The following is a 20235-nucleotide window of genomic DNA, read 5'->3' as shown; positions in this document are numbered from 1 at the left end:
ACTGCTCCCCATGCGCGGAATCATTCTGGCCGGCGGCACGGGGTCGCGGCTGCACCCGATCACGATCGGAGTGAGCAAACAGCTGGTCCCCGTCTACGACAAACCGATGATCTACTACCCGCTGTCCACCCTGATCCTCGCCGGCATCCGCGACATCCTCGTCGTCACCACCCCCGAGGACGCCGGACAGTTCACCCGCCTGCTCGGCGACGGCTCCCAGTTCGGCGTCTCCATCACCTACGCGACACAGGACAGGCCCGACGGCCTGGCCCAGGCGTTCGTCATCGGCGCCGACCACATCGGCAACGACACCGTCGCGCTCGTGTTGGGCGACAACATCTTCTACGGCCCCGGGATCGGCAGCAAACTCAGCCGCTTCGAATCCATCACCGGCGGAGCGGTGTTCGCGTACCAGGTGTCCGACCCGTCCGCCTACGGCGTCATCGAGTTCGATCACAACGGTCGCGCGGTGTCGCTGGAGGAGAAGCCGGCGACACCGAAGTCGCAGTTCGCCGTGCCGGGCCTGTACTTCTACGACAACGACGTCGTCGGCATCGCCCGCGACCTGCGGCCGTCTGCGCGCGGCGAATACGAGATCACCGACGTCAACCTCGCCTACCTGGACGCCGGACGCCTGCAGGTCGAGGTGCTCCCCCGCGGCACTGCGTGGCTCGACACCGGCACCTTCGACTCCCTGCTCGACGCGTCCAACTACGTGCGCACCATCGAGCAGCGACAGGGCCTCAAGATCGGTGTGCCCGAGGAGGTGGCGTGGCGCCGCGGCTTCATCGACGACGACGCGTTGCGCATGCGCGCCGAGAGCCTGGTGAAATCAGGCTACGGCGACTACCTGCTCGGACTGCTCGACCGGGGAAAGGACTGGTGACGTGGAGTTCCGCGAACTGACGATCGCAGGGGCGTGGGAGATCACCCCGCGCCGGTTCGGCGATGACCGCGGCGTGTTCCTCGAGTGGTTCAAGGACTCCGCCTTCCAGGCTGCGGTGGGCACGCCGCTGGACTTGAAGCAGGCGAACTGCTCGGTGTCGGCCGCGGGTGTGCTGCGCGGCGTCCACTTCACCGACAATCCACCCGGGCAGGCCAAGTACGTCACCTGCGTGCGTGGCGCGTTCCTCGACGTGATCGTCGACTTGCGGGTGGACTCACCGACTTTCGGGCAGTGGGACTCGGTGCTCATCGACGACGTCGACCGCCGCGCCGTCTACCTGTCCGAGGGCCTCGGACACGCGATCCTCTCTCTCGAGGACAACTCGACGGTCATGTACCTGTGCTCCATCGAGTACACGCCGAGCCTGGACCGGGACCTGCACCCCTTCGACCCCGACGTCGCGATCGACTGGCCCACCGTCGGCCGTGACGGGGCGCCACTCGAGTTCCAACTGTCCCCGAAGGACACTGCGGCACCGTCCCTGGCAGAGCTGATCCGGGCGGGAGTGCTGCCGCGGTTCTGACGGCACCGACGACGCGACACGGATACCAAACAACGCCGACAACAGGCGGTTTGGTGTGTCGTGTCCGACAATGGTCGGGTCGGGCGACCGCCCGCGTACAGGATCGATCACCTTTATGGGAGGGACGGTCATGTCCGAACCAACATCGACAAAGCAAGGCTGGGCACAAGGAACATCGATAGGCGCCGCAATCATCATGGTGACCGTCGGCATCCTGCAATTCCTCCAGGGAATCGCCGCTGTCGCCGAAGACCAGGTGTTCGTGGTGGGCATCGAGTACGTCTACCAATTCGATCTGACCAGCTGGGGCTGGATTCACATCGTCATCGGCGCAATCGTCGCGGTAGTCGGCTTCGCCCTGTTCACGGGTGCGTCGTGGGCACGACTGCTGGCCATCGTCGTCGCGTCGATCTCGATGATCGCGAACTTCCTCTGGATTCCGTACTACCCGTGGTGGTCGCTCCTGATCATCGCTCTCGATGTCGTGGTGATCTGGGCGGTGTCCACCTGGAAGCCTGCCAACGACTGACGCAGTGCCCGTTGCGGCCCACCCGGATTCGTCGGGCGGGCCGTGACGTAGCGTCGGCAGGGCCGGTCACCCGCTCCCGGTCAGTGGGACTCGGCGGGTCCGGGTCCCGATCGACGATGGTCGGGCCGAGAACGACTCCGCCACACAGCCGTTGAGTGATTCCCGGACGGCGCAGGCCTCCCTCCCGTCTGCGAAACGAGCGGACGCCGAGCACCCCTGACGTCGCGTCCTTCCGCTCAGCGGGCACATGAATTGCTCCCGGATACGCGTGTTGGAAATCTCAACCTGTGACGAGCGTCACGACCATTCCCACGCGCATTCCAGGAGTGCTCCATGAGTTCACACGGTCCAGGGACTGTCGACCGAGACCTTCGCACCTCCCCCACGGGCAGCCCCGCGGAACCTCCGTCGCAGTTGCGCAAGGTCGCTCTGTCGAGCCTTCTGGGCACGACGATCGAGTACTACGACTTCCTGCTGTACTCGACAATGGCAGCACTCGTGTTCGGGGACCTGTTCTTCCCGACCTCGAACTCCGCGGTGTCCACCATCGCCGCGTTCGGCACACTGGCCGCCGGATATCTGGCCCGCCCGATCGGCGGCGTCGTCTTCGGGCATTTCGGTGACACGCTTGGTCGTAAGTCGATGCTCGTGATCACCATGGGGATGATGGGTGTGGCGAGCCTCGCGATCGGCCTGTTGCCGACGTACGAGCAGATCGGCGTCCTCGCTCCCGTACTGCTGGTCGCCCTGCGGGTCGTGCAAGGCATCGCGGTGGGCGGTGAATGGGGCGGTGCGGCACTGATGGTGGCCGAGCACTCCGATGCCCGCCGGCGTGGGGCCTGGACCGGCATCATGCAGCTCGGATCGCCGATCGGCTTCCTGACGTCGACGCTGGCAGTGATGCTCGTCAGCCTCCTGCCGAGTGAGGCCTTCGATTCCTGGGGCTGGCGTCTGCCGTTCCTTGCGAGCGCCCTGCTGCTGGTGATCGGCCTGTACGTCCGTCTCAGTGTGGTCGAGAGCCCGGTGTTCCAGCAGGCCGCCGACGCCGCGAACGACGAGAGTCGCGCGAAACTGCCGGTGCTCGAGGTGCTTCGCCGTCCCCTCCCGCTCATCCTCGCCTGCGCCGCGGGAATCGGGCCGTTCGCACTCACCGCCCTGACGACCGCGCAGATCATCGCCTACGCCAAGTCCATCGGCTACGAGGTGCCCACGGTCATGCGCGCCCTGGTCATGATGTCGATCGTCTCCCTCGTCTGCATTCCCGGCTTCGCAGCACTGTCCGACCGGATCGGCCGCCGAACCGTCAGTCTCACCGGTGCCGTTCTCGCACTGCTGTACGCCTTCCCGCTGTACATGCTGATCAACTCGAAGTCCGCCCTGCTGTTGACCGTCGGCCTCCTCGTAGCCCAGGTGATCCAGAACCTGATGTACGCGCCGCTGGCACCGATGTTGTCGGAGATGTTCGGGACGACCGTGCGCTACTCCGGCGTCTCGCTCGGGTATCAATCGGCCAGCCTCATCGGTGCCGGATTCACTCCGCTGATCGCGAGTGCTCTCGTGGCGGCGGCGGACGGTTCGAGTGTGCCGCTGAGCCTGGTCATCGTCATCACCTCGGGAATCACGATTCTCGCGGTGTGGGCGGCATCCGAGACCCGCGGCAAGGATCTGCACGAGAGCCCGAACGAGTCACGATGAGAAGGTGATTCGCGCTCGAGAACCGAGCTCGAGAACAACGGGGGTTGCGGTGTGCCCGTCGGTCGACGGGCACACCGCGATCCCACTCAGTACCCACACTTGGAGAGTGACGATGTCGATTGCGCACGGATCGGACGAGTCGGTTCCCTCGGCGGTTGTCGACCGGGTGGCCCTCGTCGTGGGTGTGTTCCGGGACCACACCCGGTTGACCCTCACCGAAGTGTCTCGCCTGACCGGTATTCCGCGCACGAGTACGTTGAGGATGATCGAACGTCTCGTCCGGCTGGGATGGCTTCGTCGCGTGGACGGCGGATACGAATTGGGTCCGTCCCTTGCGGAGATCGGCGCCCTCGCCCTCTACCGCGCCGGCCTCGACGCCTCCGTGACCTCCCTTCTCTCCGAGTTGCACCATTCCACCGGTCACATCGTGCACATGGGCGTCCTCGACGGACGAGACGTCCTCTATCTGCACAAGGTGGGCGGGACAAGCGAACACGGGATCATGACCCGGGCCGGGTCACGAGTTCCTGCTCGATCGTCGACCATCGGGAAAGCCATCCTGTCGGCAGCAGGCGTCGCTCATCGGATTGGTGATCGCGGCGTCGCCTTCGGTTCGTGCCCGACGGGCTTCTCCTGCATCGGTGCGCGTGTCGGGCTCCTCGCGGGCGCCGAGGTGGGGATCTCGGTGACAGCGCCGTCCGGCGACATCCGGTTCGATCGACGCGACGCCGCGCCGGTCCGTATGGCGGCGGCCGCAATCGGCCAGTACCTCTCGACGGTCGCACCGCCCAGCCCTCGCTGACCTGGGCGTCGCTCTCGACAGCGACCCGAGCTGCGATTCTTCCGTTCCCCGGAAGCACGAGTTGTCCGGGAACTCCGACACTGCCACTGTCCGCAGCATGACCTCGACCCTCACATCGACCGTCGCCGAACAACTCATGGCGATCGAGCAGATCAAACGCACGTTCGCGGCCCGCCTCCGCTGCATGGACGAGAAGCAGTGGGAGGTCTACCCGACCCTGCACACCGAGGACGTGGTGTCCGAGACGTGGGGCGGGTTGCCTAGTGACAAGCAGCCGCAGTCGGACGGCACCTCGAATCGTGTTGTCGGGAGGGAGAACCTGACTCGGGCCATCAGTGCCATGCTGGGCGGCCCGACGACGGTGACCACCGTCCACCACGGCCACACACCCGAGATCGAACTGACCTCCGACACGACGGCCAGCGGAATCTGGGCGATGGAGGACAAGCTGTGGTGGACCAACGGCGACAGGGAGGAGCACCTCCACGGTTACGGTCACTACCACGAGGAGTACCGGCTCGAGAACGACCGGTGGCTCATCTCCTACCGACGGTTGACGCGGCTGCGCGAAGACGCCACCCCGGGCTTCTTCGACTTTCTCGAGCCGCTGTGAATCCGCTCTTCGCCCCGCTGTCGATCGGTTCGCTCGATCTCCCCAACCGGCTGGTCATGTCACCCATGACGCGTGAGCACTCGCCCGGCGGCGTCCCCGGCGACGACGTTGCCGCGTACTACCGCCGACGCGCCGAGGGTGGCACCGGCCTGCTGATCACGGAGGGGGTTGCGATCGATCACCCGACGGCGGTCGACAGCCCCGCCGTTCCGCGGATGACCGGCGACGCCGCCCTCGCAGCCTGGCGCCGCGTCGTCACAGGAGTGCACGCCGCGGGCGGACGAATCATCCCGCAGTTGTGGCATGTCGGCCCACTCTGGGGCGCCATGGGTGATGTCGATCCGAACCTGAAACCCATGCGGCCGTCGGGAGTGTGGGGACGCGTCGGACGGACCGTGTATCCGACCGACTACATCGAACGGGCGGCGGCGCCCACCGCCCCGATGACCGAACGCGACATCGCCGACGTGATCGAGGCCTACGTGCGATCCGCGCGCAACGCGGTCGACGTCGGATTCGACGGTATCGCCATCCACGCCGGACACGGTTACCTGCTGGACTCGTTCCTGTGGGAACCGACGAACCACCGCACCGACGGCTGGGGCGGCGACCCGACGCGCCGGCTCGCCTTCCCGGTCGAGGTAGTCCGCGCGATTCGGCGCGAGATCGGGCCGCGGCTGCCGATCTTCTACCGTTTCTCGCAGCACAAGCAGCAGGACTATGGTGCCCGGATCGCGGAGAGCCCCCGGGAACTGGAGCGAATCCTGGTCCCACTTCGCGACGCCGGGGTGGACGTGTTCGACGCGAGTGCTCGCCGGTTCGATCAGCCCGCCTTCGACGGCAGCGCTCTCACGCTGGCGGGGTGGGCCAAGAAGGTCACCGGCGCCGCGAGCATGGCCGTGGGCAGCGTAGGCCTGAGCACCTCCCTGCGTGAGACCGGGACACCCGAGCCGGTGAGTCTCGACGGGCTCTTCCGAAGACTGGACGAGGAGGAGTTCGACCTCGTCGCCGTTGGTCGCCTCCACCTGGCCGATCCGGCACTCGCGCAGTGCATTCGAGCCGGGCGACCCCTTCCCGCTTTCCGGCGCGACCTCCACGAGACCCGACTGCACTGACCCCGTCGGGTCAGGGTCAGGAGGGGCGCGGCACGGGGACCGGGGGTCCGCCTGCCGCGAGCAGTCCGCTGGGCAGGGTCTTGCCGAGGTGTCCGGAGACCAGGCGGGCGGCGTCGAGGACCCTGGCGACGTCGATGCCGGTGGGGATGCCGCCGTCCTCGAACATGTAGACCAGCTCCTCGGTGGCGATGTTTCCGCTGGCACCGGGAGCGAAGGGGCAACCGCCGAGTCCCCCGACGGACGAATCGAACTGGCGGACACCGAGCATGTAGGCGGCCCACGCGTTCGCGAGACCCTGCCCGCGGGTGTCGTGCAGGTGCAGGCCCACGTCGACGCCGGGTGCCGCCGCCATCACGCGACCGAGCACGTCGGTGACGCGGACCGGGGTCGCGGTGCCGATGGTGTCGGCGACGGCGAGGGCGTCGGCGCCGGATCCGACTGCGCGCCGAGCGATCTCGGCGACCCTCTCGGGCGGTGTCGGTCCGTCGAACGGGCAGTCGAAGGCGATCGCGACGATCACCTCGAGATGCCCGCCCGCCTCGTGGACGAGGTCGGCGATCGGGGCGATCAGCGCGAGGGAATCCTCGCTGCTGCGACCGACATTGGCCTGGGAGTGACCGTCGGACGCCGACACCACGTATTCGAGGCGCGTGACGCCGGAGGCGAGCGCCCGGCGCACCCCGCCCATCCCGGCGACGAGTGCCGAGAACTCGACGTCGGGCCACCGTTTCAGCTGGGCTGCAACGGCTTCGGCGTCGGCGAGGGCGGGCACGGCACGCGGCGAGACGAACGACGTCACCTCGATGCGGCGCACACCGGTGGCGACGAGGGCGTCGACGAACTCGAGTTTCGCTTCGGTGCTCAGCGGCTCCTCGATCTGCAGGCCGTCGCGCGGGCCGACCTCGCGGATGTCCACTCCAGGGGCGGCGCTCATGCGATCGTCCCTGCGTCACGCAGGCGCGCGAGGGCGTCCGCGTCGTAGCCGAGGAGTTCGGTGAGCACCTCGTCGGTGTGGGTGCCCGGTTCGCTCGCGCCGCCGAAGCGGACACCGCCCGCGGTGTCGCTGAGCTTCGGGATCACACCGACGCCCTTGACGGGTTCGGGGTCGTAGCCCTCGTCGCCGGGCGCCTTGGAGGGGTCCACGTGGTCGACGAACATGTCGCGGGCGGTGAACTGCGGGTCGACCATCACCTCGGCGACCGTGTTCACCGGACCGGTCACCACCTCGAACTTCGTGAGGATCTCGACCAGGTCCTCGGCGGTGTACTGCGCAGCCCACTGCCCGATCATCTCGTCGAGTTCGTCCTGGCGGTCGCCACGCGCAGTGTGGTTGGAGAACCGCGGATCGGTGCCGAGTTCGGGTTGTCCCATCGCGGCGGCAAGGCGCATCCACAGGGTGTCCTGGTTGGCGGCGATGATCACCCACAGTCCGTCCCTGGACTTGTAGATGTTCGACGGCGCGATGCGTTCGAGGCGGGTGCCCGACGGCTGCCGCACGTGCCCGGTCTTGTGGTAGTCCGGCACCGTCGACTCCTGGATCGCGAGCGACGCCTCGCTCAGCGCGGCGTCGACAACCTGTCCGCGTCCGGTGCGTTCGCGGGCGTACAGCGCGGCGAGGACACCCTGGAACGCGAACATACCGCCGAGGCTGTCGCCCAGCGAGAGCGCGATGCGCGGCGGCGCCTGGCCGGGGAATCCGTTGAGGTGACGCAGTCCGCTGATGCCCTCGGCGACGGACGCGTAGCCCGGCCGCTCGGAATACGGCCCGGTCTGGCCGTAGCCGGAGACGCGGGCCAGGATCAGGCGCGGGTTCAGCTCGCACAGGACGTCGTATCCGATGCCCCACCGTTCCAGGGTGCCGGGGCGGAAGCTCTCGACAACGACGTCGGCAGTGCGGGCCAGTTCGAGGAAGATCTCCTTGCCCGCATCGGTGCGCAGGTCAAGGCTGACACAGCGTTTGTTGCGCGCGTGCACGCGCCAGAAGAGCTTCTGCCCGCCCTGACCCCAGTCCCGCAGTGGGTCGGGGCGGTCCGGCGCCTCGATCTTGACGACGTCCGCTCCCATGTCGCCGAGCAGGCGGCCGCAGTACGGTCCGGCGATCAGGGTGCCGAGTTCGAGTACGCGGATGCCGTCGAGAGCGCCGCGGGAGGCCGCCTCGGTGGGCGTGGGGGCGTTCGTCATGTGGTGGGCCTTCGGGTCGGTGGCGTGACGCTCTGGCAGGGTCCGTGACCCCGGGGGAACAACACGGACGCGAGTACCGTTGTAGAGGCTGACGGCGTCCGGTTCATACCCCGGGTACCACATTAAAAACGTCGCTGAGAGCGACCACTTGCCGAGAGGCGATATGGCGGGCGTCGTCACCCGGAGCCGCCGGTGCTTGCACCGGCGGCTTCACCTTTGTCTACGGCTCAGCGGCCGATCTTCAGCATGCGACCGAACGTGGCCTGCCACAGCGAGCCGTCGGGCCCGATCGTTCCGGTGAGCTGCAGTGGCTCGTCGACCGGGGCGTCCCCGACCTGCTGGTACGCACGGCGTTCCCCGGTGGTGAAGTCGACGGCCGTGTAGTAGACCGGGCCGATCTGCTGGGCCGGGGCCGCCGAGCCCACACCGTCCGCGACGGGACCGTAGGCGAGCGCGTGAATCAACCCGTCGCCCCGGGACAGCCGCGGCAGGCTCGCCATGCGGTCGTTGCTCTCCCACACTCGCCTGCACCCGTCGTCACCGACGTCGATCCTGGTCATCCCGCCCACGAACGTGGCCTGCGGCGGGTCGCTCGGCCCAGGCACGGCCTGCGGCGGATAGACGAACCCGTAGGTGCTCGGGATGACCAGCGAGTTCCCCCATGCCATCGGCGAATTCTCCGTCCCCTGCCCCGAGTCCTCGAAGGCAGGCATCCGGCAGACCTCCGACCCGTCGTCCGATCGGTACACGATCAGCTCTGGGCGGACGGCGTCGTCGACGATCGCCACCCAGCCGTCCCCGCCCGGCCCGAAGTACGTGGGAGTGGTTCCCGAGCCCGGGCCGAGCTGCCCCGGCTTACGCACCTCCCCTGCCGTGTAGGGAGCCCGCCAGACCACGCTCGGCTTGCCGTCGACGCCGACTCGCATCTCGTACAGGGCCCTGCTGGTCAGCACCGACACACCGCCGGGTCGCACCGAGAGTCCGTTGGTGAGCGTCTCGCCCTCCGGCAGATGGCTGGACGCGACCCGGCCGTCAGCGCCGACGACGCCGACCAGACCGTGGGTGGTGACGAACCAGATTCCGCCGTCGTAGTCCGGTGCCACGCTGGTGACCGCGTCCCCCGCGGGGAGGTGGGCAGCCAGGTCGATCCGCTCGTCGACGAACAGCTCCCAGCGGCCGTCGGCGGTGCGCCGGTGCGCGACCTTGTCGATCGTGCCGCGTCCGTCTGCCACGACCACCCGATCTCGCGAGTCGAGGTAGCCGTAGACGCCGCCGAGCAGCCCGCCCTTGGGCAGCTCGATCGACGCGACCGGCGCCGCCGTGACCGGATCGAAGAGCTTCACGGTCGGCACCATGACGGCGGGCGGATTCACGCCGACGTACGCGGTGCACAACGACAGTGGTAGGCCGTCCGAGCCGATGAACGTGGCGGCGCACACCCCGCCGGGCACAGACGACGCCAGCAACCGCGCGCCCTTTCCCGGGCCTGCGTGGAGCGTGGAGTCGGTCGACGCCAGATCGCCGTGCATCAGCGAGGTTCCCGCGGGACCGACGTCGGGCACGACGTCGGCTGCCACTGCGGGCCCGGCTCCCATCGACACCATGAGGGCGGCACCGAGGACCGTGCCCACCCGAGCTACCGCACTCCGCGACGATGCGCGCATCCGAAATTCTCCCGTTCGCCGGTGGTCGAGGTGACCTGTCGTCCGGAGGACCGTAGCGGACGCTGTCCCCTCGGCGGAACACTGTGTCCCGCAGGGATTCGCGGGACTGTCACTCACTACCTCGGGGTGACGCCGAGCAGCAGCGCCGTCTGCGTCGCGATCGGGTTCAGGTTCAACGCCTCCGGCGCCTGCTTCGCCTTGTCGTCCCAAGGTTGCGTGATGCTCGGATCTGCGTAGGCGATCCGGTTCGCGGACCGGACGCCCGTGACGCTGCCGAGCGGGGTCGTGCAGTTGGCGGCCGTGTTGAGCGGGGCATCGTCGGTCATCGGGTCGAAGTCGGGGTTCTCCCGCTTCATCCGGTCCACCATCGCCTGCGAACCCTCGTAGCCCTGTGTGCACGGCGGCGGATTGTTCGTTTCGAGCAGCAGGCCCAGGTGCAGTGTGCCGTCGCCCGGCGCCGCCGTTCCCGCGCCCGCAGCGAGCGCAGGCAGGAAGGTCAGCAGGTAGTTCAGAGCCTGCGCCCGCGGCCCGAGCGCGGACACGACCTGCGACACGCTGTCGAGGTTGGCGCTCAAGTTCGGGCCGGCTGCGGTGAGCAACGATCCGGCGGCCTCACTGGCCCGCGTTCCGCTGTCGATCAGGTGTCGCAGGTCGGTGTCGCTGCCCCTCAGCTGCGCACCGATCCGGTTCACGTCGGCGCTGAACTGCCGGATCGCGGACGACTGGTCGGCCTGCGTCTCGAGGACCGTCCGGCCGTCACGGATCAGGGCCGTCGTCTGCGGCAGTGCCTCGATGCCTGCCTTCGACAGGTCGATCGTGGCGTCGACGAGCGTCTGCAGGTCGTCGCCGCGGCCGTCGAATGCGCGGCCCAGTTCGCGGACCGTGGTGGTGAGGGAGTCGATGGGGACGGTCCGGACGAGCGCGTTCGTGGACGCCAGCACCTGCTCGACGGGCACCGGGATCGCGGTGCGCTCGCGCGCGATGACGTCGCCGTCGGCCAGGTCCGGGCCGGTGTCGGTGTCGGGTTGCAGGTCGACGTACTGCTCACCGATCGCGGACCGGTTCGCGACCACCGCGCGGGCGGACGCCGGGATGTCGGGGCCGCCCGTGTCGAGCATGAGGTCGACGCGGACGCCGTCCGACGTCAGGTGCAGGTCACCGACGGTGCCGACGGGAACGCCACGGTAGGTGACCTCGGCGTTGGTGAAGATGCCGCCGGAGTCGGCGAGGTCGGCGACGACGCGGTACTGGCCGAAGCCGAGGAGATTGGCGATGCGGACGTAGCGGCCGCCGACGAAGAGCAGGCCGAGCAACCCCACGAGCACGAGTGCGCCCAACTGCAGCCGTGCCATGCGTGCAAGCGAGGGCACGTCCACCTCCGTCGGTCGCCCGGTCACCACGGTCGACGTCCTGCCACCGCATTCTTCGCAGCGGAAACTACCCATTACGACGAGTTACATGCAACACAGAGTTACGTGCATCTCATTTGTCTTGCTGACCATCCGACGGCGGCGGCCGACACGCGATACGGTCGATGCACACGACTGCGCAACAAGCGGGATGCGGGGCATGAACAGCGGCACACCGGTGCAGACCAGGCCGAACGGTCAGGGGGTGCTTCACGCGCTGCTCGTCCTCGTCGCCCTCGCCGCCCTCCTCCTCGTCGGACACGAGCTGCCACCCCAGCCCGCGCCCTCGGACGTTCCCGCGACCATCGCGACCCCGCCCCCGCCGCCTCCCGCGCCGCTCGACCCCGCGGCACTGTCCGCACGCATCGTCCCGACCATCGTCACGATCACCGCCACCACGGGCCCACTGACCACCGCGGGCACCGGCATCGTCCTGAGCCCCGACGGCCTGATCCTCACCAACCACCACGTCGTCGACGGCGCCCACGACGTCGACGCCGTCGCGATGGCCACCGGCGCCGAATACGACACCGAGGTCCTCGGCTACGACCGGTTCCGCGACGTCGCCGTCCTCCGCCTCGTCGGCGCCGACGGACTCCCCGTGGCGCCCCTCGGACAGTCCGCCGGCCTCCGGCTGCGCGACTCCGTCACCGCCATCGGCAACGCCGAAGGCGGCGGCGTACCCCTGTCCGCACCCGGATTCATCACCGGCACAGACGAATCCGTCGTCGCGCGCAATTCCACCGACGGCACCCGCAACCGGCTCACCGGGATGATCGAAGTCGACGCCGACATCCGCCCGGGCGATTCCGGCGGCCCACTCGTGGACGCCTTCGGACAGGTCGTCGGCATCAACACCGCAGGCAACACCGGCATGCGGCCCGACCCCACCGAGGCCACCACCGGGATCGCCGTACCGATCGAGTCCTATGCGCTGCCCATCGACGACGCCGTCGCCATCGCCGACCAGATCCGCAGCGGACGCGGTACCGCGACCGTCCACGTCGGACCGACCGCGCTGCTCGGGGTTGCGGTCACCGACGTCGGCCAATCACAGGACGGCGCCAAGGTTGTCGCGGTCGGTGTCGCGAGCCCCGCCGACCAGGCCGGCATCGTCCGCGGCGACATCATCGTCAGCTGGGACGGTCGTCCGATCCGATCGCAGACCGACCTCACCGTCGAGATGAACACCCGCAAACCCGGCGACCGCGTCGACATCGGCTGGCTCGACCAGAGCGGGCAGCGGAGGACGGAGACCCTCGTCCTCGCCGAGGGAACGCCCTAGTCTCACAGCTGTTTCCGTCGGCAATCCAGTCGATCCCCGGTCCGAATTGCCCGGCGAGAGTGCGAAGCACAGTCCCGGTGTCAGCGGATCTTGAAGATCACCGCACGCTGGACGATGAAGTTGATGACCGTCGCCGTGCCCTGCGCGATGCAGAACGCGAGCGGCACCCGCCACCATGCGTCATCGGGGAACTGCTGGTTGAGAATCGTGCTGATCCCGACCTGAACCGCGAAGGTCACGCCGTACAACAGAACGACGGCAACGAAACGGGCTCGGCTCGGCTCCGCAGAAAAGGTCCAACGGCGATTGAGGAGGTAGGCCGTCGTGGTACCTGCGACGAAGCTGATGGACTTGGCCACGACGAACGGCAACCCGAGCTTCAACAAGACAAGAAGCAGCCCGAAATCCACGATCGCGGACAGCCCGCCCGTCACCGCGAACCGCAGGATCTGCGTCTTCAGGTCCACACCGGGAGCGCCGGACTCGTCCCTCAACGGGAGGTCGACGGCCGTCGGCACATGCGGTTCGTGGTTCTCGGGCACCCCTCGAGGTTAGGCGACGACCCCGGCGCGCTGTCGCCGAGCATGCGGTTTCCACCACGAAACGCGGGCAGCGGCGACGGTAGGGGCGCAGCCGGCGGGAAACGGGGGGACGCGTCACAGGTGACGCGCGGGTAACCTCTCAGTCGATGTCAACGACAGCCGACGAGGCCCCCGCTGTCCCCGCGACACCCCGGCCTCTGACCACCCAGACCCGAACCCTCACCGGTTGGGGGCGCACCGCGCCCACCACCGCCGAGGTGCTCTCCACTCCCGACGTCGAGGTGATCGCATCCGCGGTCGCCCAGGTCGCCGAGAAGAACGAGGGCAAGCCTTCGCACCTGCGCCGCGGCGTCATCGCTCGCGGCCTCGGCCGTTCCTACGGCGACCCGGCCCAGAACGCGGGCGGCCTGGTCATCGACATGAATGCTCTGAACAAGATCCACCGGATCGACCGCGACACCGGTCTCGTCGAGGTCGACGGCGGCGTGAACCTGGATCAGCTGATGCGGGCGGCGCTGCCGTTCGGGCTGTGGGTTCCCGTCCTGCCCGGCACGCGGCAGGTCACCATCGGCGGTGCCATCGGCTCCGACATCCACGGCAAGAACCATCACAGCGCGGGCAGCTTCGGCAACCACGTCGTGTCCCTGGATCTGCTCACGGCCGACGGCAAGGTCCGCACGCTGACCCCGAAGGGCAGCCGTCAGGATCCGAAGGCCGCGCTGTTCTGGGCGACGGTCGGCGGCATGGGCCTGACCGGCATCATCCTCAAGGCCACGATCCAGATGACGCCGACCGAGACGGCGTACTTCATCGCGGACAGCGTGCGCACCGAGAGCCTCGACGAGACCATCGCCGTGCACAGCGACGGCTCCGAGGACAACTACGACTACTCGTCGGCGTGGTTCGACGCGATCTCCGCGCCCCCGAAGCTGGGCCGCGCCGCCGTCTCCCGCGGATCGCTCGCCAAACTGGACCAGCTGCCCGCGAAGCTGCAGAAGGATCCGCTGCGGTTCGACGCCAAGCCGCTGATCACGTTCCCGGACATCTTCCCGAACGGCCTCGCGAACAAGGTCGACTTCTCGATCGTCGGCGAGCTGTACTACCGGAAGACGAAGAACGCCACCGGCCAGGTGCAGTCCCTGACGGCGTTCTACCACCCGCTCGATCTGTTCGGCGAGTGGAACCGCGCCTACGGCTCGAAGGGCTTCCTGCAGTACCAGTTCGTGGTTCCGCCGGAGGCCGTCGACGAGTTCAAGAAGATCATCGTCGACATCCAGAAGTCGGGGCACTACTCGTTCCTCAACGTGTTCAAGCTGTTCGGCGAGGGCAACCAGGCGCCGCTGAGCTTCCCGATGCGCGGCTGGAACATCTGCGTCGACTTCCCGATCAAGGCTGGTCTCAACGAGTTCGTCACCGAACTCGACAAGCGCGTCCTCGAATTCGGCGGCCGGCTGTACACCGCGAAGGATTCCCGGACCAACGCCGAGACCTTCCACTCCATGTACCCGCGCATCGACGAGTGGCTCGCCACCCGCCGAAAGTACGACCCCACAGGCGTTTTCGCCTCCGACATGTCACGACGACTGGAACTGAGCTGATGATCAACGCCGTGGGTAACCCCCAGACCCTGCTGCTGCTCGGCGGCACCTCCGAGATCGGCCTCGCCATCTGCGAGGAGTACCTCCGCAAGGCCCCGATGCGCGTCGTCCTGGCCGCCCTGCCCGGCGACCCGCTTCGCGACGACGCCGTCGCGCAGATGAAGGCCGCAGGCGCCACCGACGTCACCCTCCTCGACTTCGACGCACTCGACACCGAGTCGCACCCGAAGGTCATCGACGACGCGTGGCAGAAGGGCGACGTCGACGTCGCGATCGTCGCGTTCGCGCTCGACGGTGACGCCGAGGAACTCTGGCAGAACCAGCGCAAGGCCGTCCTGGTCGCGAACGTCAACTACACCGCGTCAGTGTCCGTCGGCGTGCTCGTCGGCGAGAAGATGAAGGCGCAGGGCTTCGGCCGCATCATCGCGATGTCGTCGGTCGCGGGTGAGCGCGTCAAGCGCGCCAACTTCGTCTACGGCTCCACGAAGGCGGGCCTCGACGGCTTCTACCTGGGTCTCGGCGAGGCACTCGCCCCGTTCGGCCCGAAGGTCACCGTCGTGCGCCCCGGCATGGTCCGCACCCAGTTCAGCGCACACGTCAAGGAAGCACCGCTGACGGTCAACAAGGACATCGTCGCGAAGATGGCGGTGTCCGCATCGGACGCGGGCAAGGAGATCGTCTGGACCCCCGGCCCGTGGCGCTTCGTGATGATGGGCCTGCGGCACGTCCCCCGCGCGATCTTCCGCAAGCTGCCGATCTAGGCGGCTTCGCCGCTTGTGCGCCTTTGCGGTAGGTCTACCACCACAAAGGCGCACAGGCGCGGCCGGGCACTCCGATTCGAGTAGTCGGCTACTCGGTCCCGAACCGTCCCTTCGGCCGAGAATCGATTCCAGGATCACACCGCACCGTCCTTCGGTGCCGAGTGAGGAGGAATCGGCCATGCGTACGACACACCGGGCTGCCGCCGTCGCGGCCATCAGTGCCACCGTGCTGCTCGTGACAAGCGTCGGCACCGCCCAGGCGATGCCATTCGATCTCGTCGGCGGGCGGGAACGCGTCAAAGTCACCGTGGCCTCCGACATCCGCTCGACCTGCAATTTCTATGTGGACGACAAGTTCGTCGGGAATGTGCTCGTAGAGCCCGACGCTCCCCAGTCCCGGGTGTACCCGGCGGCAGCCGGAGCTCGGTCGGTGGACCTGTGGTGCGCGCCTTATCCCGATGGAATCTTCGAACTCGCGGCCACGACGAAGTCGGTGACGGTGGAGCCCGCCAACCCGGCGCTCGAACTTGTCGACGGCATTCTCGGCGGGGTCGGTCTCGGAGGACTCGCCACCGACCCGACGCTGCGGCCGTGACCGTAGCGTCCCCGTCGTACCTGTTCGCGCACCCCGCGCGTTCGACGCCCACGGTGTGGGCGGAAAGGTTCCACGCCCGAAGTAAGCTCGGGCCGTGTCGCAATCAGGTGCAGCCCCCCTCCAAGCGCCGCGGGTCTCCCCCGCCCGACTGGCCGGCGGGGCCGCAGTGGAGATGGTGCTCGCGGCGGTCGTCGCGGCCGTCGTCGCGGCAACAGGACTGGTCGCGTTCGGGGTAGTCGACTGGCCCGCGTTCAACTCCTCCAACGTCACCCGCGCCCTCACCACCGTCGGTCAGGTCGCCGCACTGGCCCTCCTCGGTCTGTCGATCTGGCTGCTGCGCGCCCGCAAGGCACCGCGCGTCGCGAAACTCACATCCTGGGTGGGCCTGTCGGGGTTCGTCACCGTCACCCTCGGCATGCCGCTCGCCGCGACGAAGCTGTACCTGCACGGAATCTCCGTCGACCAGGAATTCCGCACCGAGTTCCTCACCCGTATGACGGACACCGTCCGCCTCGACGACATGACGTACGCGGACTTGCCGTCGTTCTATCCGGCGGGCTGGTTCTGGATCGGTGGACGCGTCACAAACCTCCTCGGCCTGGACGGCTGGGAAACGTTCAAGCCGTACGCGATCGCGTCGATCGCCGTCGCCGCCGTCATCGCACTCGTGTTGTGGTCCAAGCTCGTTCGCTCCGACCTCGCCGTCCTCGCCGCCGCGGCGACCACCGCGCTCACCGTCGCGTACGCGAGTCCCGAGGCATACAGTGCGGTCCTCGTCGTGCTGCTGCCGCCGGTGCTGATCCTCGCGTGGGGTGCGCTGTACCGGCCCGCAGGTAACGGAGGGTGGGGCGCCGCGGTCGGGACCGGCCTGTTCCTCGGCCTCGCCGCGACCTTCTACACCCTCTACCTCGGGTACGCGGCGTTCGCGGTGACACTGATGGCCCTGATCGCCGCCGCGATCGGGTACCGCGCGACCGGACTCCGGGCCGTCCGCGAACCCCTACTCAAGCTCATGGCGATCGCGGCCATCGCCGGCCTGCTCGCACTCGTAGTGTGGGCACCGTTCCTGCTGGCACTGCGCACCCACCCGCTCGCCGGCTCCGGCACCGCCACCCACTACCTCCCGGAGTCCGGTGCGACCCTGCCGCTCCCGATGTTCGACGCCTCCCTCGTCGGACTGCTGTGCCTGCTCGGCACCGTTTGGCTGGTGTCGCGGGCGGCGTCGTCCCGGCGCGCGCAGGCACTGGGTGTCGGCGTCGTCGCCGTGTATCTGTGGACCCTACTGTCGATGGCGTTCACCGCGCTCGGCAGCACTCTGCTGTCGTTCCGGCTCGAACCGGTTCTGCTCGTTCTGCTCGGCGCGGCAGGCGTTTTCGGGTTCGTGGAGTTCTCTCGCTGGCTGATCCTCGCGACCAGCGACAATCCGCGGATCAGGATCGGGGCCGTCGTCATCGGTGCGCTCGGCGCGCTCGCGTTCGCGCAGTCCATCCCGCATCACCTCGCGCCGGAGATCACCACCGCGTACACGGACACCGACGGTGACGGCGTCCGCGCCGACAAGCGTCCGCCGGGCGCCGCGTCGTACTACGGCGACGTCGACGCGGAGATCCTCGCGCAGCGTCCCGGACCGCGCTCGGACACCGTCGTCCTCACCGCCGACACCAGTTTCCTGGCCTACCACCCGTACTTGGGGTTCCAGGGGTTGACGTCGCACTACGCGAACCCGATGGCGCAGTTCGACGAGCGAGCCGCGGCGATCGAGACGTGGACGGAGACGACCACACCCGACGAGCTGATCGCGGCGATGGACGAATCCCCTTGGCGTACACCGGATGTGTTCGTCTTCCGGTCCACCGACGACGCATACACCCTGCGGCTGGCCGCGGACGTCTACCCGAACGACCCGAACGTCAAGCGCTACACCGTCGAGTTCGACAAGGCGCTGTTCGACGACCCCCGCTTCACCACCTCCGAGGTCGGGCCGTTCACCGTCGTGACGCGGACAGGCTGAGTATCTGTCACACGCCGCCGTACTACGACCCGAAGGCTCCCTGGGTGTCGTTGCTGAACTGGGTGCGCATGTCGTTCTCCGCGCCGCGCGGCGCGTACAGCGTCACCGTGGGGCTCGCATTCCCGCTGCCCACCGGACATTCGACATTGACCTCGTGGGCTCCAGCCGGAAAGGCTCCGACGGGGATCGACGCGGACGGGGGGACCGCTCCGATGGAACCACCGATATCAAGGGCACAGCCCGCGGCGGGAGTTCCGTCCCAGGTGAGCGTCCAGTCGGTCGCGCCCAGCACGGTTATCGACAGCGTCGGAGGTGTGGCAGCAGCTGCCGTGGTCGATCCCATTCCGAGCCCGATCGCTACCAGCGGGGTGACGACGGCGGTGACGAGGGCGAGATGCTCACACTGTGTTCGCATCGGAACTCCCTTCCGTTCGAGCGGGCGGCGTACGCACGGCTTCTGATCGGCAACGTGGCGAGGTGTCGCACCCCGACCTTCTGCATCCGCCGCCATCGCAAGGATCACGTCCGAAAGTTCTGCACAGACGGCACCGATCGAGCGACTCCAGGAAGGCCGGGCCAGGCAATCGTCCAACACCGTGGCCAACCGGGAGCGAGTATGCATCTACCCGAATCGCCCGCGCGCTACCCATTTCTTCCGGTCGCGGAAATGATCGCGCAGTACAGGGAGTCCGATCGGAAGAGATGAACCGGGCGCCGGGCGTGTGCGTACCGACTGGTCGGCACCGCAGCGCGACAGGAAGTCCCCCGAGTGCGAGTACCACCATGCGAGTAGTCGGATGCCGATTCGAGTAGACGATTACCCGCGTTCGTCCGAGGGCGGCGTTCCATGATTGATCGTGCAACGGTCGAGGCCGCCCTCCGTTTGGCTGAGCGGGCATTGGTCGACGTTCGGTACCTGGGCCGGACTCGTCCGAGGAGGAAGGACTCGGCGCTACTGCACGTGGAAGGAGTCACCATGAGCGCGACGCATTCTCGGATCCTCGTGGCCGCGGTCGCCATCGGTGTCCTTGTGACGAGTTCGGCGGTGCCCGCTCAGGCAGCCCACGAGTCCGGTGACTACGGAGTTCTCGGCGGGCGGGGACGCATCCTGCTCACAGTTGAGACCGAGACGTTCCCTGTGCTGTGTGATGCCAGTGTGATCGGCAACGGCAGCACCGTCCCCGGACCCCAATTCAGCGCACCTGCCGGCCAGGTGGCCAGATACCGATACGAGAACGTCCCGGCCGACAACTACAGCGTCACGGTCCTGTGCAACGACGCCACCACCGACACCGCGCTCAACTCTGCCGGCCAGGCACAGATCACGGTCTCACCGGCGAACCCGTTCCTCGACCTGCTCGACAACTTCCTGATCGCCGTCGGCCTGGGCGATCTGGCATCCGATCAGACGCTGAGGTGAAACCTCCGGACGCTGCCGAGTCGGGAGCAGAGACCTGGTTCTCGGACCCGACCCTCGACTGACACCCGCCACGAAGGAGGCAATCATGTCTGGACGCACGGCCCGCGCGAGTCTGGTGACGACCGCGGCGGTGTCTGCCCTGATGTTCACGAGCGCTGGCGTCGCGAGCGCCTACACCGACCCGACCGTCGAGGCAGGCCGCGGCAGAATCCAGGTGACAGCCGCTCCGTCAGCCGACCTGGACTACTGCCTCGCCTACTACTGGGACAACGAGACGAGCACCTGGGTGCCCGACTCCCCGCATTTCGGGGGACCGGGACAGCCCGAGTCCTTCCTCTTCACGAATGTCCCGCGCGGTGAGACAACCGTCCGGGTCAGGTGCTTGGCCGGGGTGTGGAAGACACCCAGCTACTTCGTCACCGTGGCCGAACCGAATCCGCTGCTCGACTTCATCGACACCTTCGTGATCCAGATCGGGCTCGGTGCCCTGGCCTCCGACCCCACCCTTCTGTAGGCCCCGAGCTCGCTTGCCGGGCTTCCTATGAT

Annotated in this window: 20 protein-coding genes; 14 read left to right on the top strand and 6 right to left on the bottom strand. The window is 68.0% G+C overall.

The window, feature by feature from the left end:
- Positions 1 to 10: 10 nt before the first annotated feature.
- The 7 genes from rfbA (at position 11) to RHCRD62_RS24165 (ending at position 6223) form a co-directional block, all read left to right on the top strand.
- Entirely contained in the window at positions 11 to 886 is an 876-nt protein-coding gene (gene rfbA / locus RHCRD62_RS24195; protein ID WP_050067323.1) for a glucose-1-phosphate thymidylyltransferase RfbA, read from the top strand.
- A 1-nt stretch (position 887) separates the two neighbouring features.
- The gene (locus RHCRD62_RS24190; protein WP_050067322.1) at positions 888 to 1469 is read left to right on the top strand and encodes a dTDP-4-dehydrorhamnose 3,5-epimerase family protein; all 582 of its coding nucleotides are present in this window, start codon (positions 888 to 890) and stop codon (positions 1467 to 1469) included.
- Positions 1470 to 1599: 130 nt separating this feature from the next.
- Positions 1600 to 1998 carry a DUF7144 family membrane protein gene (locus RHCRD62_RS24185; protein WP_050067444.1) on the top strand — a complete coding sequence of 133 codons (399 nt, stop codon included), beginning with the start codon at positions 1600 to 1602 and terminating at the stop codon, positions 1996 to 1998.
- 333 nt (positions 1999 to 2331) lie between these two features.
- Positions 2332 to 3693 (top strand): MFS transporter, encoded by a 1362-nt coding sequence (locus tag RHCRD62_RS24180; protein WP_050067321.1) that lies wholly within the window; start codon positions 2332 to 2334, stop codon positions 3691 to 3693.
- Between the two features lie 112 nt (positions 3694 to 3805).
- Positions 3806 to 4495 carry an IclR family transcriptional regulator gene (locus tag RHCRD62_RS24175; RefSeq protein ID WP_084734478.1) on the top strand — a complete coding sequence of 230 codons (690 nt, stop codon included), beginning with the start codon at positions 3806 to 3808 and terminating at the stop codon, positions 4493 to 4495.
- 97 nt (positions 4496 to 4592) lie between these two features.
- Positions 4593 to 5108 (top strand): nuclear transport factor 2 family protein, encoded by a 516-nt coding sequence (locus RHCRD62_RS24170; RefSeq protein ID WP_050067319.1) that lies wholly within the window; start codon positions 4593 to 4595, stop codon positions 5106 to 5108.
- Positions 5105 to 6223, top strand: a complete 1119-nt coding sequence (locus RHCRD62_RS24165) for an NADH:flavin oxidoreductase (protein ID WP_050067318.1) — start codon at positions 5105 to 5107, stop codon at positions 6221 to 6223. The genes RHCRD62_RS24170 and RHCRD62_RS24165 overlap by 4 nt, the downstream gene beginning before the upstream one ends.
- A gap of 16 nt (positions 6224 to 6239) precedes the next feature.
- Here RHCRD62_RS24165 and RHCRD62_RS24160 read toward each other — a convergent pair whose 3' ends face one another.
- The 4 genes from RHCRD62_RS24160 to RHCRD62_RS24145 all read right to left on the bottom strand — a co-directional run bounded on the left by RHCRD62_RS24160 (position 6240) and on the right by RHCRD62_RS24145 (position 11420).
- Positions 6240 to 7157 carry a hydroxymethylglutaryl-CoA lyase gene (locus RHCRD62_RS24160; protein ID WP_050067317.1) on the bottom strand — a complete coding sequence of 306 codons (918 nt, stop codon included), beginning with the start codon at positions 7155 to 7157 and terminating at the stop codon, positions 6240 to 6242.
- Complete coding sequence (locus RHCRD62_RS24155) at positions 7154 to 8404, bottom strand: CaiB/BaiF CoA transferase family protein (RefSeq protein WP_050067316.1); 1251 nt, start codon at positions 8402 to 8404, stop codon at positions 7154 to 7156. Before RHCRD62_RS24155 ends, RHCRD62_RS24160 begins: the two co-directional genes overlap by 4 nt.
- A 227-nt stretch (positions 8405 to 8631) precedes the next feature.
- Complete coding sequence (locus RHCRD62_RS24150) at positions 8632 to 10008, bottom strand: hypothetical protein (RefSeq protein WP_253277479.1); 1377 nt, start codon at positions 10006 to 10008, stop codon at positions 8632 to 8634.
- 176 nt (positions 10009 to 10184) lie between these two features.
- Complete coding sequence (locus tag RHCRD62_RS24145) at positions 10185 to 11420, bottom strand: MCE family protein (protein ID WP_050067314.1); 1236 nt, start codon at positions 11418 to 11420, stop codon at positions 10185 to 10187.
- Between the two features lie 217 nt (positions 11421 to 11637).
- On the opposite strand from RHCRD62_RS24145, the gene RHCRD62_RS24140 reads away from it, so the two are divergent.
- Positions 11638 to 12762, top strand: a complete 1125-nt coding sequence (locus RHCRD62_RS24140; protein WP_050067443.1) for a S1C family serine protease — start codon at positions 11638 to 11640, stop codon at positions 12760 to 12762.
- A gap of 80 nt (positions 12763 to 12842) precedes the next feature.
- On the opposite strand, the gene RHCRD62_RS24135 is transcribed toward RHCRD62_RS24140, so the two are convergent.
- Entirely contained in the window at positions 12843 to 13304 is a 462-nt protein-coding gene (locus RHCRD62_RS24135; protein ID WP_301280735.1) for a GtrA family protein, read from the bottom strand.
- Positions 13305 to 13450: 146 nt separating this feature from the next.
- Here RHCRD62_RS24135 and RHCRD62_RS24130 point away from each other — a divergent pair, with 146 nt between their 5' ends.
- The 4 genes from RHCRD62_RS24130 (at position 13451) to RHCRD62_RS24115 (ending at position 18269) form a co-directional block, all read left to right on the top strand.
- Positions 13451 to 14902 (top strand): decaprenylphosphoryl-beta-D-ribose oxidase, encoded by a 1452-nt coding sequence (locus RHCRD62_RS24130; protein WP_050067313.1) that lies wholly within the window; start codon positions 13451 to 13453, stop codon positions 14900 to 14902.
- Entirely contained in the window at positions 14902 to 15663 is a 762-nt protein-coding gene (locus RHCRD62_RS24125) for a decaprenylphospho-beta-D-erythro-pentofuranosid-2-ulose 2-reductase (protein WP_050067312.1), read from the top strand. Before RHCRD62_RS24130 ends, RHCRD62_RS24125 begins: the two co-directional genes overlap by 1 nt.
- A gap of 178 nt (positions 15664 to 15841) precedes the next feature.
- The gene (locus RHCRD62_RS24120; protein WP_157051052.1) at positions 15842 to 16258 is read left to right on the top strand and encodes a hypothetical protein; all 417 of its coding nucleotides are present in this window, start codon (positions 15842 to 15844) and stop codon (positions 16256 to 16258) included.
- Positions 16259 to 16430: 172 nt separating this feature from the next.
- On the top strand, positions 16431 to 18269 hold the full coding sequence (locus RHCRD62_RS24115) for a galactan 5-O-arabinofuranosyltransferase (RefSeq protein WP_050067441.1): 1839 nt from the start codon (positions 16431 to 16433) through the stop codon (positions 18267 to 18269).
- 22 nt (positions 18270 to 18291) lie between these two features.
- On the opposite strand, the gene RHCRD62_RS24110 is transcribed toward RHCRD62_RS24115, so the two are convergent.
- Positions 18292 to 18684: a hypothetical protein gene (locus RHCRD62_RS24110; protein WP_050067310.1), complete on the bottom strand. Its 393-nt coding sequence runs from the start codon at positions 18682 to 18684 to the stop codon at positions 18292 to 18294.
- Positions 18685 to 19245: 561 nt separating this feature from the next.
- Between RHCRD62_RS24110 and RHCRD62_RS24105 the strand changes: the two genes are divergently transcribed.
- Positions 19246 to 19689 carry a hypothetical protein gene (locus tag RHCRD62_RS24105; protein WP_050067309.1) on the top strand — a complete coding sequence of 148 codons (444 nt, stop codon included), beginning with the start codon at positions 19246 to 19248 and terminating at the stop codon, positions 19687 to 19689.
- Positions 19690 to 19774: 85 nt separating this feature from the next.
- Positions 19775 to 20203 carry a hypothetical protein gene (locus RHCRD62_RS24100; protein WP_157051051.1) on the top strand — a complete coding sequence of 143 codons (429 nt, stop codon included), beginning with the start codon at positions 19775 to 19777 and terminating at the stop codon, positions 20201 to 20203.
- The last annotated feature ends 32 nt before the right edge of the window (positions 20204 to 20235 follow it).

This window comes from Rhodococcus sp. RD6.2, assembly GCF_001040705.1.
Classification (GTDB): domain Bacteria; phylum Actinomycetota; class Actinomycetes; order Mycobacteriales; family Mycobacteriaceae; genus Rhodococcus_G.
This window is presented reverse-complemented; position numbering and strand designations above follow the sequence as displayed.

Excerpts from the sequence above, each read along its gene's own strand:
- rfbA (WP_050067323.1), top strand. The coding sequence starts at position 11 with ATGCGCGGAATCATTCTGGCCGGCGGCACGGGGTCGCGGCTGCACCCG.
- RHCRD62_RS24185 (WP_050067444.1), top strand. The coding sequence starts at position 1,600 with ATGTCCGAACCAACATCGACAAAGCAAGGCTGGGCACAAGGAACATCG.
- RHCRD62_RS24180 (WP_050067321.1), top strand. The coding sequence starts at position 2,332 with ATGAGTTCACACGGTCCAGGGACTGTCGACCGAGACCTTCGCACCTCC.
- RHCRD62_RS24175 (WP_084734478.1), top strand. The coding sequence starts at position 3,806 with ATGTCGATTGCGCACGGATCGGACGAGTCGGTTCCCTCGGCGGTTGTC.
- RHCRD62_RS24170 (WP_050067319.1), top strand. The coding sequence starts at position 4,593 with ATGACCTCGACCCTCACATCGACCGTCGCCGAACAACTCATGGCGATC.
- RHCRD62_RS24160 (WP_050067317.1), bottom strand. The coding sequence starts at position 7,157 with ATGAGCGCCGCCCCTGGAGTGGACATCCGCGAGGTCGGCCCGCGCGAC.
- RHCRD62_RS24155 (WP_050067316.1), bottom strand. The coding sequence starts at position 8,404 with ATGACGAACGCCCCCACGCCCACCGAGGCGGCCTCCCGCGGCGCTCTC.
- RHCRD62_RS24150 (WP_253277479.1), bottom strand. The coding sequence starts at position 10,008 with ATGGTGTCGATGGGAGCCGGGCCCGCAGTGGCAGCCGACGTCGTGCCC.
- RHCRD62_RS24145 (WP_050067314.1), bottom strand. The coding sequence starts at position 11,420 with ATGGCACGGCTGCAGTTGGGCGCACTCGTGCTCGTGGGGTTGCTCGGC.
- RHCRD62_RS24140 (WP_050067443.1), top strand. The coding sequence starts at position 11,638 with ATGAACAGCGGCACACCGGTGCAGACCAGGCCGAACGGTCAGGGGGTG.
- RHCRD62_RS24130 (WP_050067313.1), top strand. The coding sequence starts at position 13,451 with ATGTCAACGACAGCCGACGAGGCCCCCGCTGTCCCCGCGACACCCCGG.
- RHCRD62_RS24125 (WP_050067312.1), top strand. The coding sequence starts at position 14,902 with ATGATCAACGCCGTGGGTAACCCCCAGACCCTGCTGCTGCTCGGCGGC.
- RHCRD62_RS24120 (WP_157051052.1), top strand. The coding sequence starts at position 15,842 with ATGCGTACGACACACCGGGCTGCCGCCGTCGCGGCCATCAGTGCCACC.
- RHCRD62_RS24115 (WP_050067441.1), top strand. The coding sequence starts at position 16,431 with ATGGTGCTCGCGGCGGTCGTCGCGGCCGTCGTCGCGGCAACAGGACTG.
- RHCRD62_RS24110 (WP_050067310.1), bottom strand. The coding sequence starts at position 18,684 with ATGCGAACACAGTGTGAGCATCTCGCCCTCGTCACCGCCGTCGTCACC.
- RHCRD62_RS24105 (WP_050067309.1), top strand. The coding sequence starts at position 19,246 with ATGAGCGCGACGCATTCTCGGATCCTCGTGGCCGCGGTCGCCATCGGT.
- RHCRD62_RS24100 (WP_157051051.1), top strand. The coding sequence starts at position 19,775 with ATGTCTGGACGCACGGCCCGCGCGAGTCTGGTGACGACCGCGGCGGTG.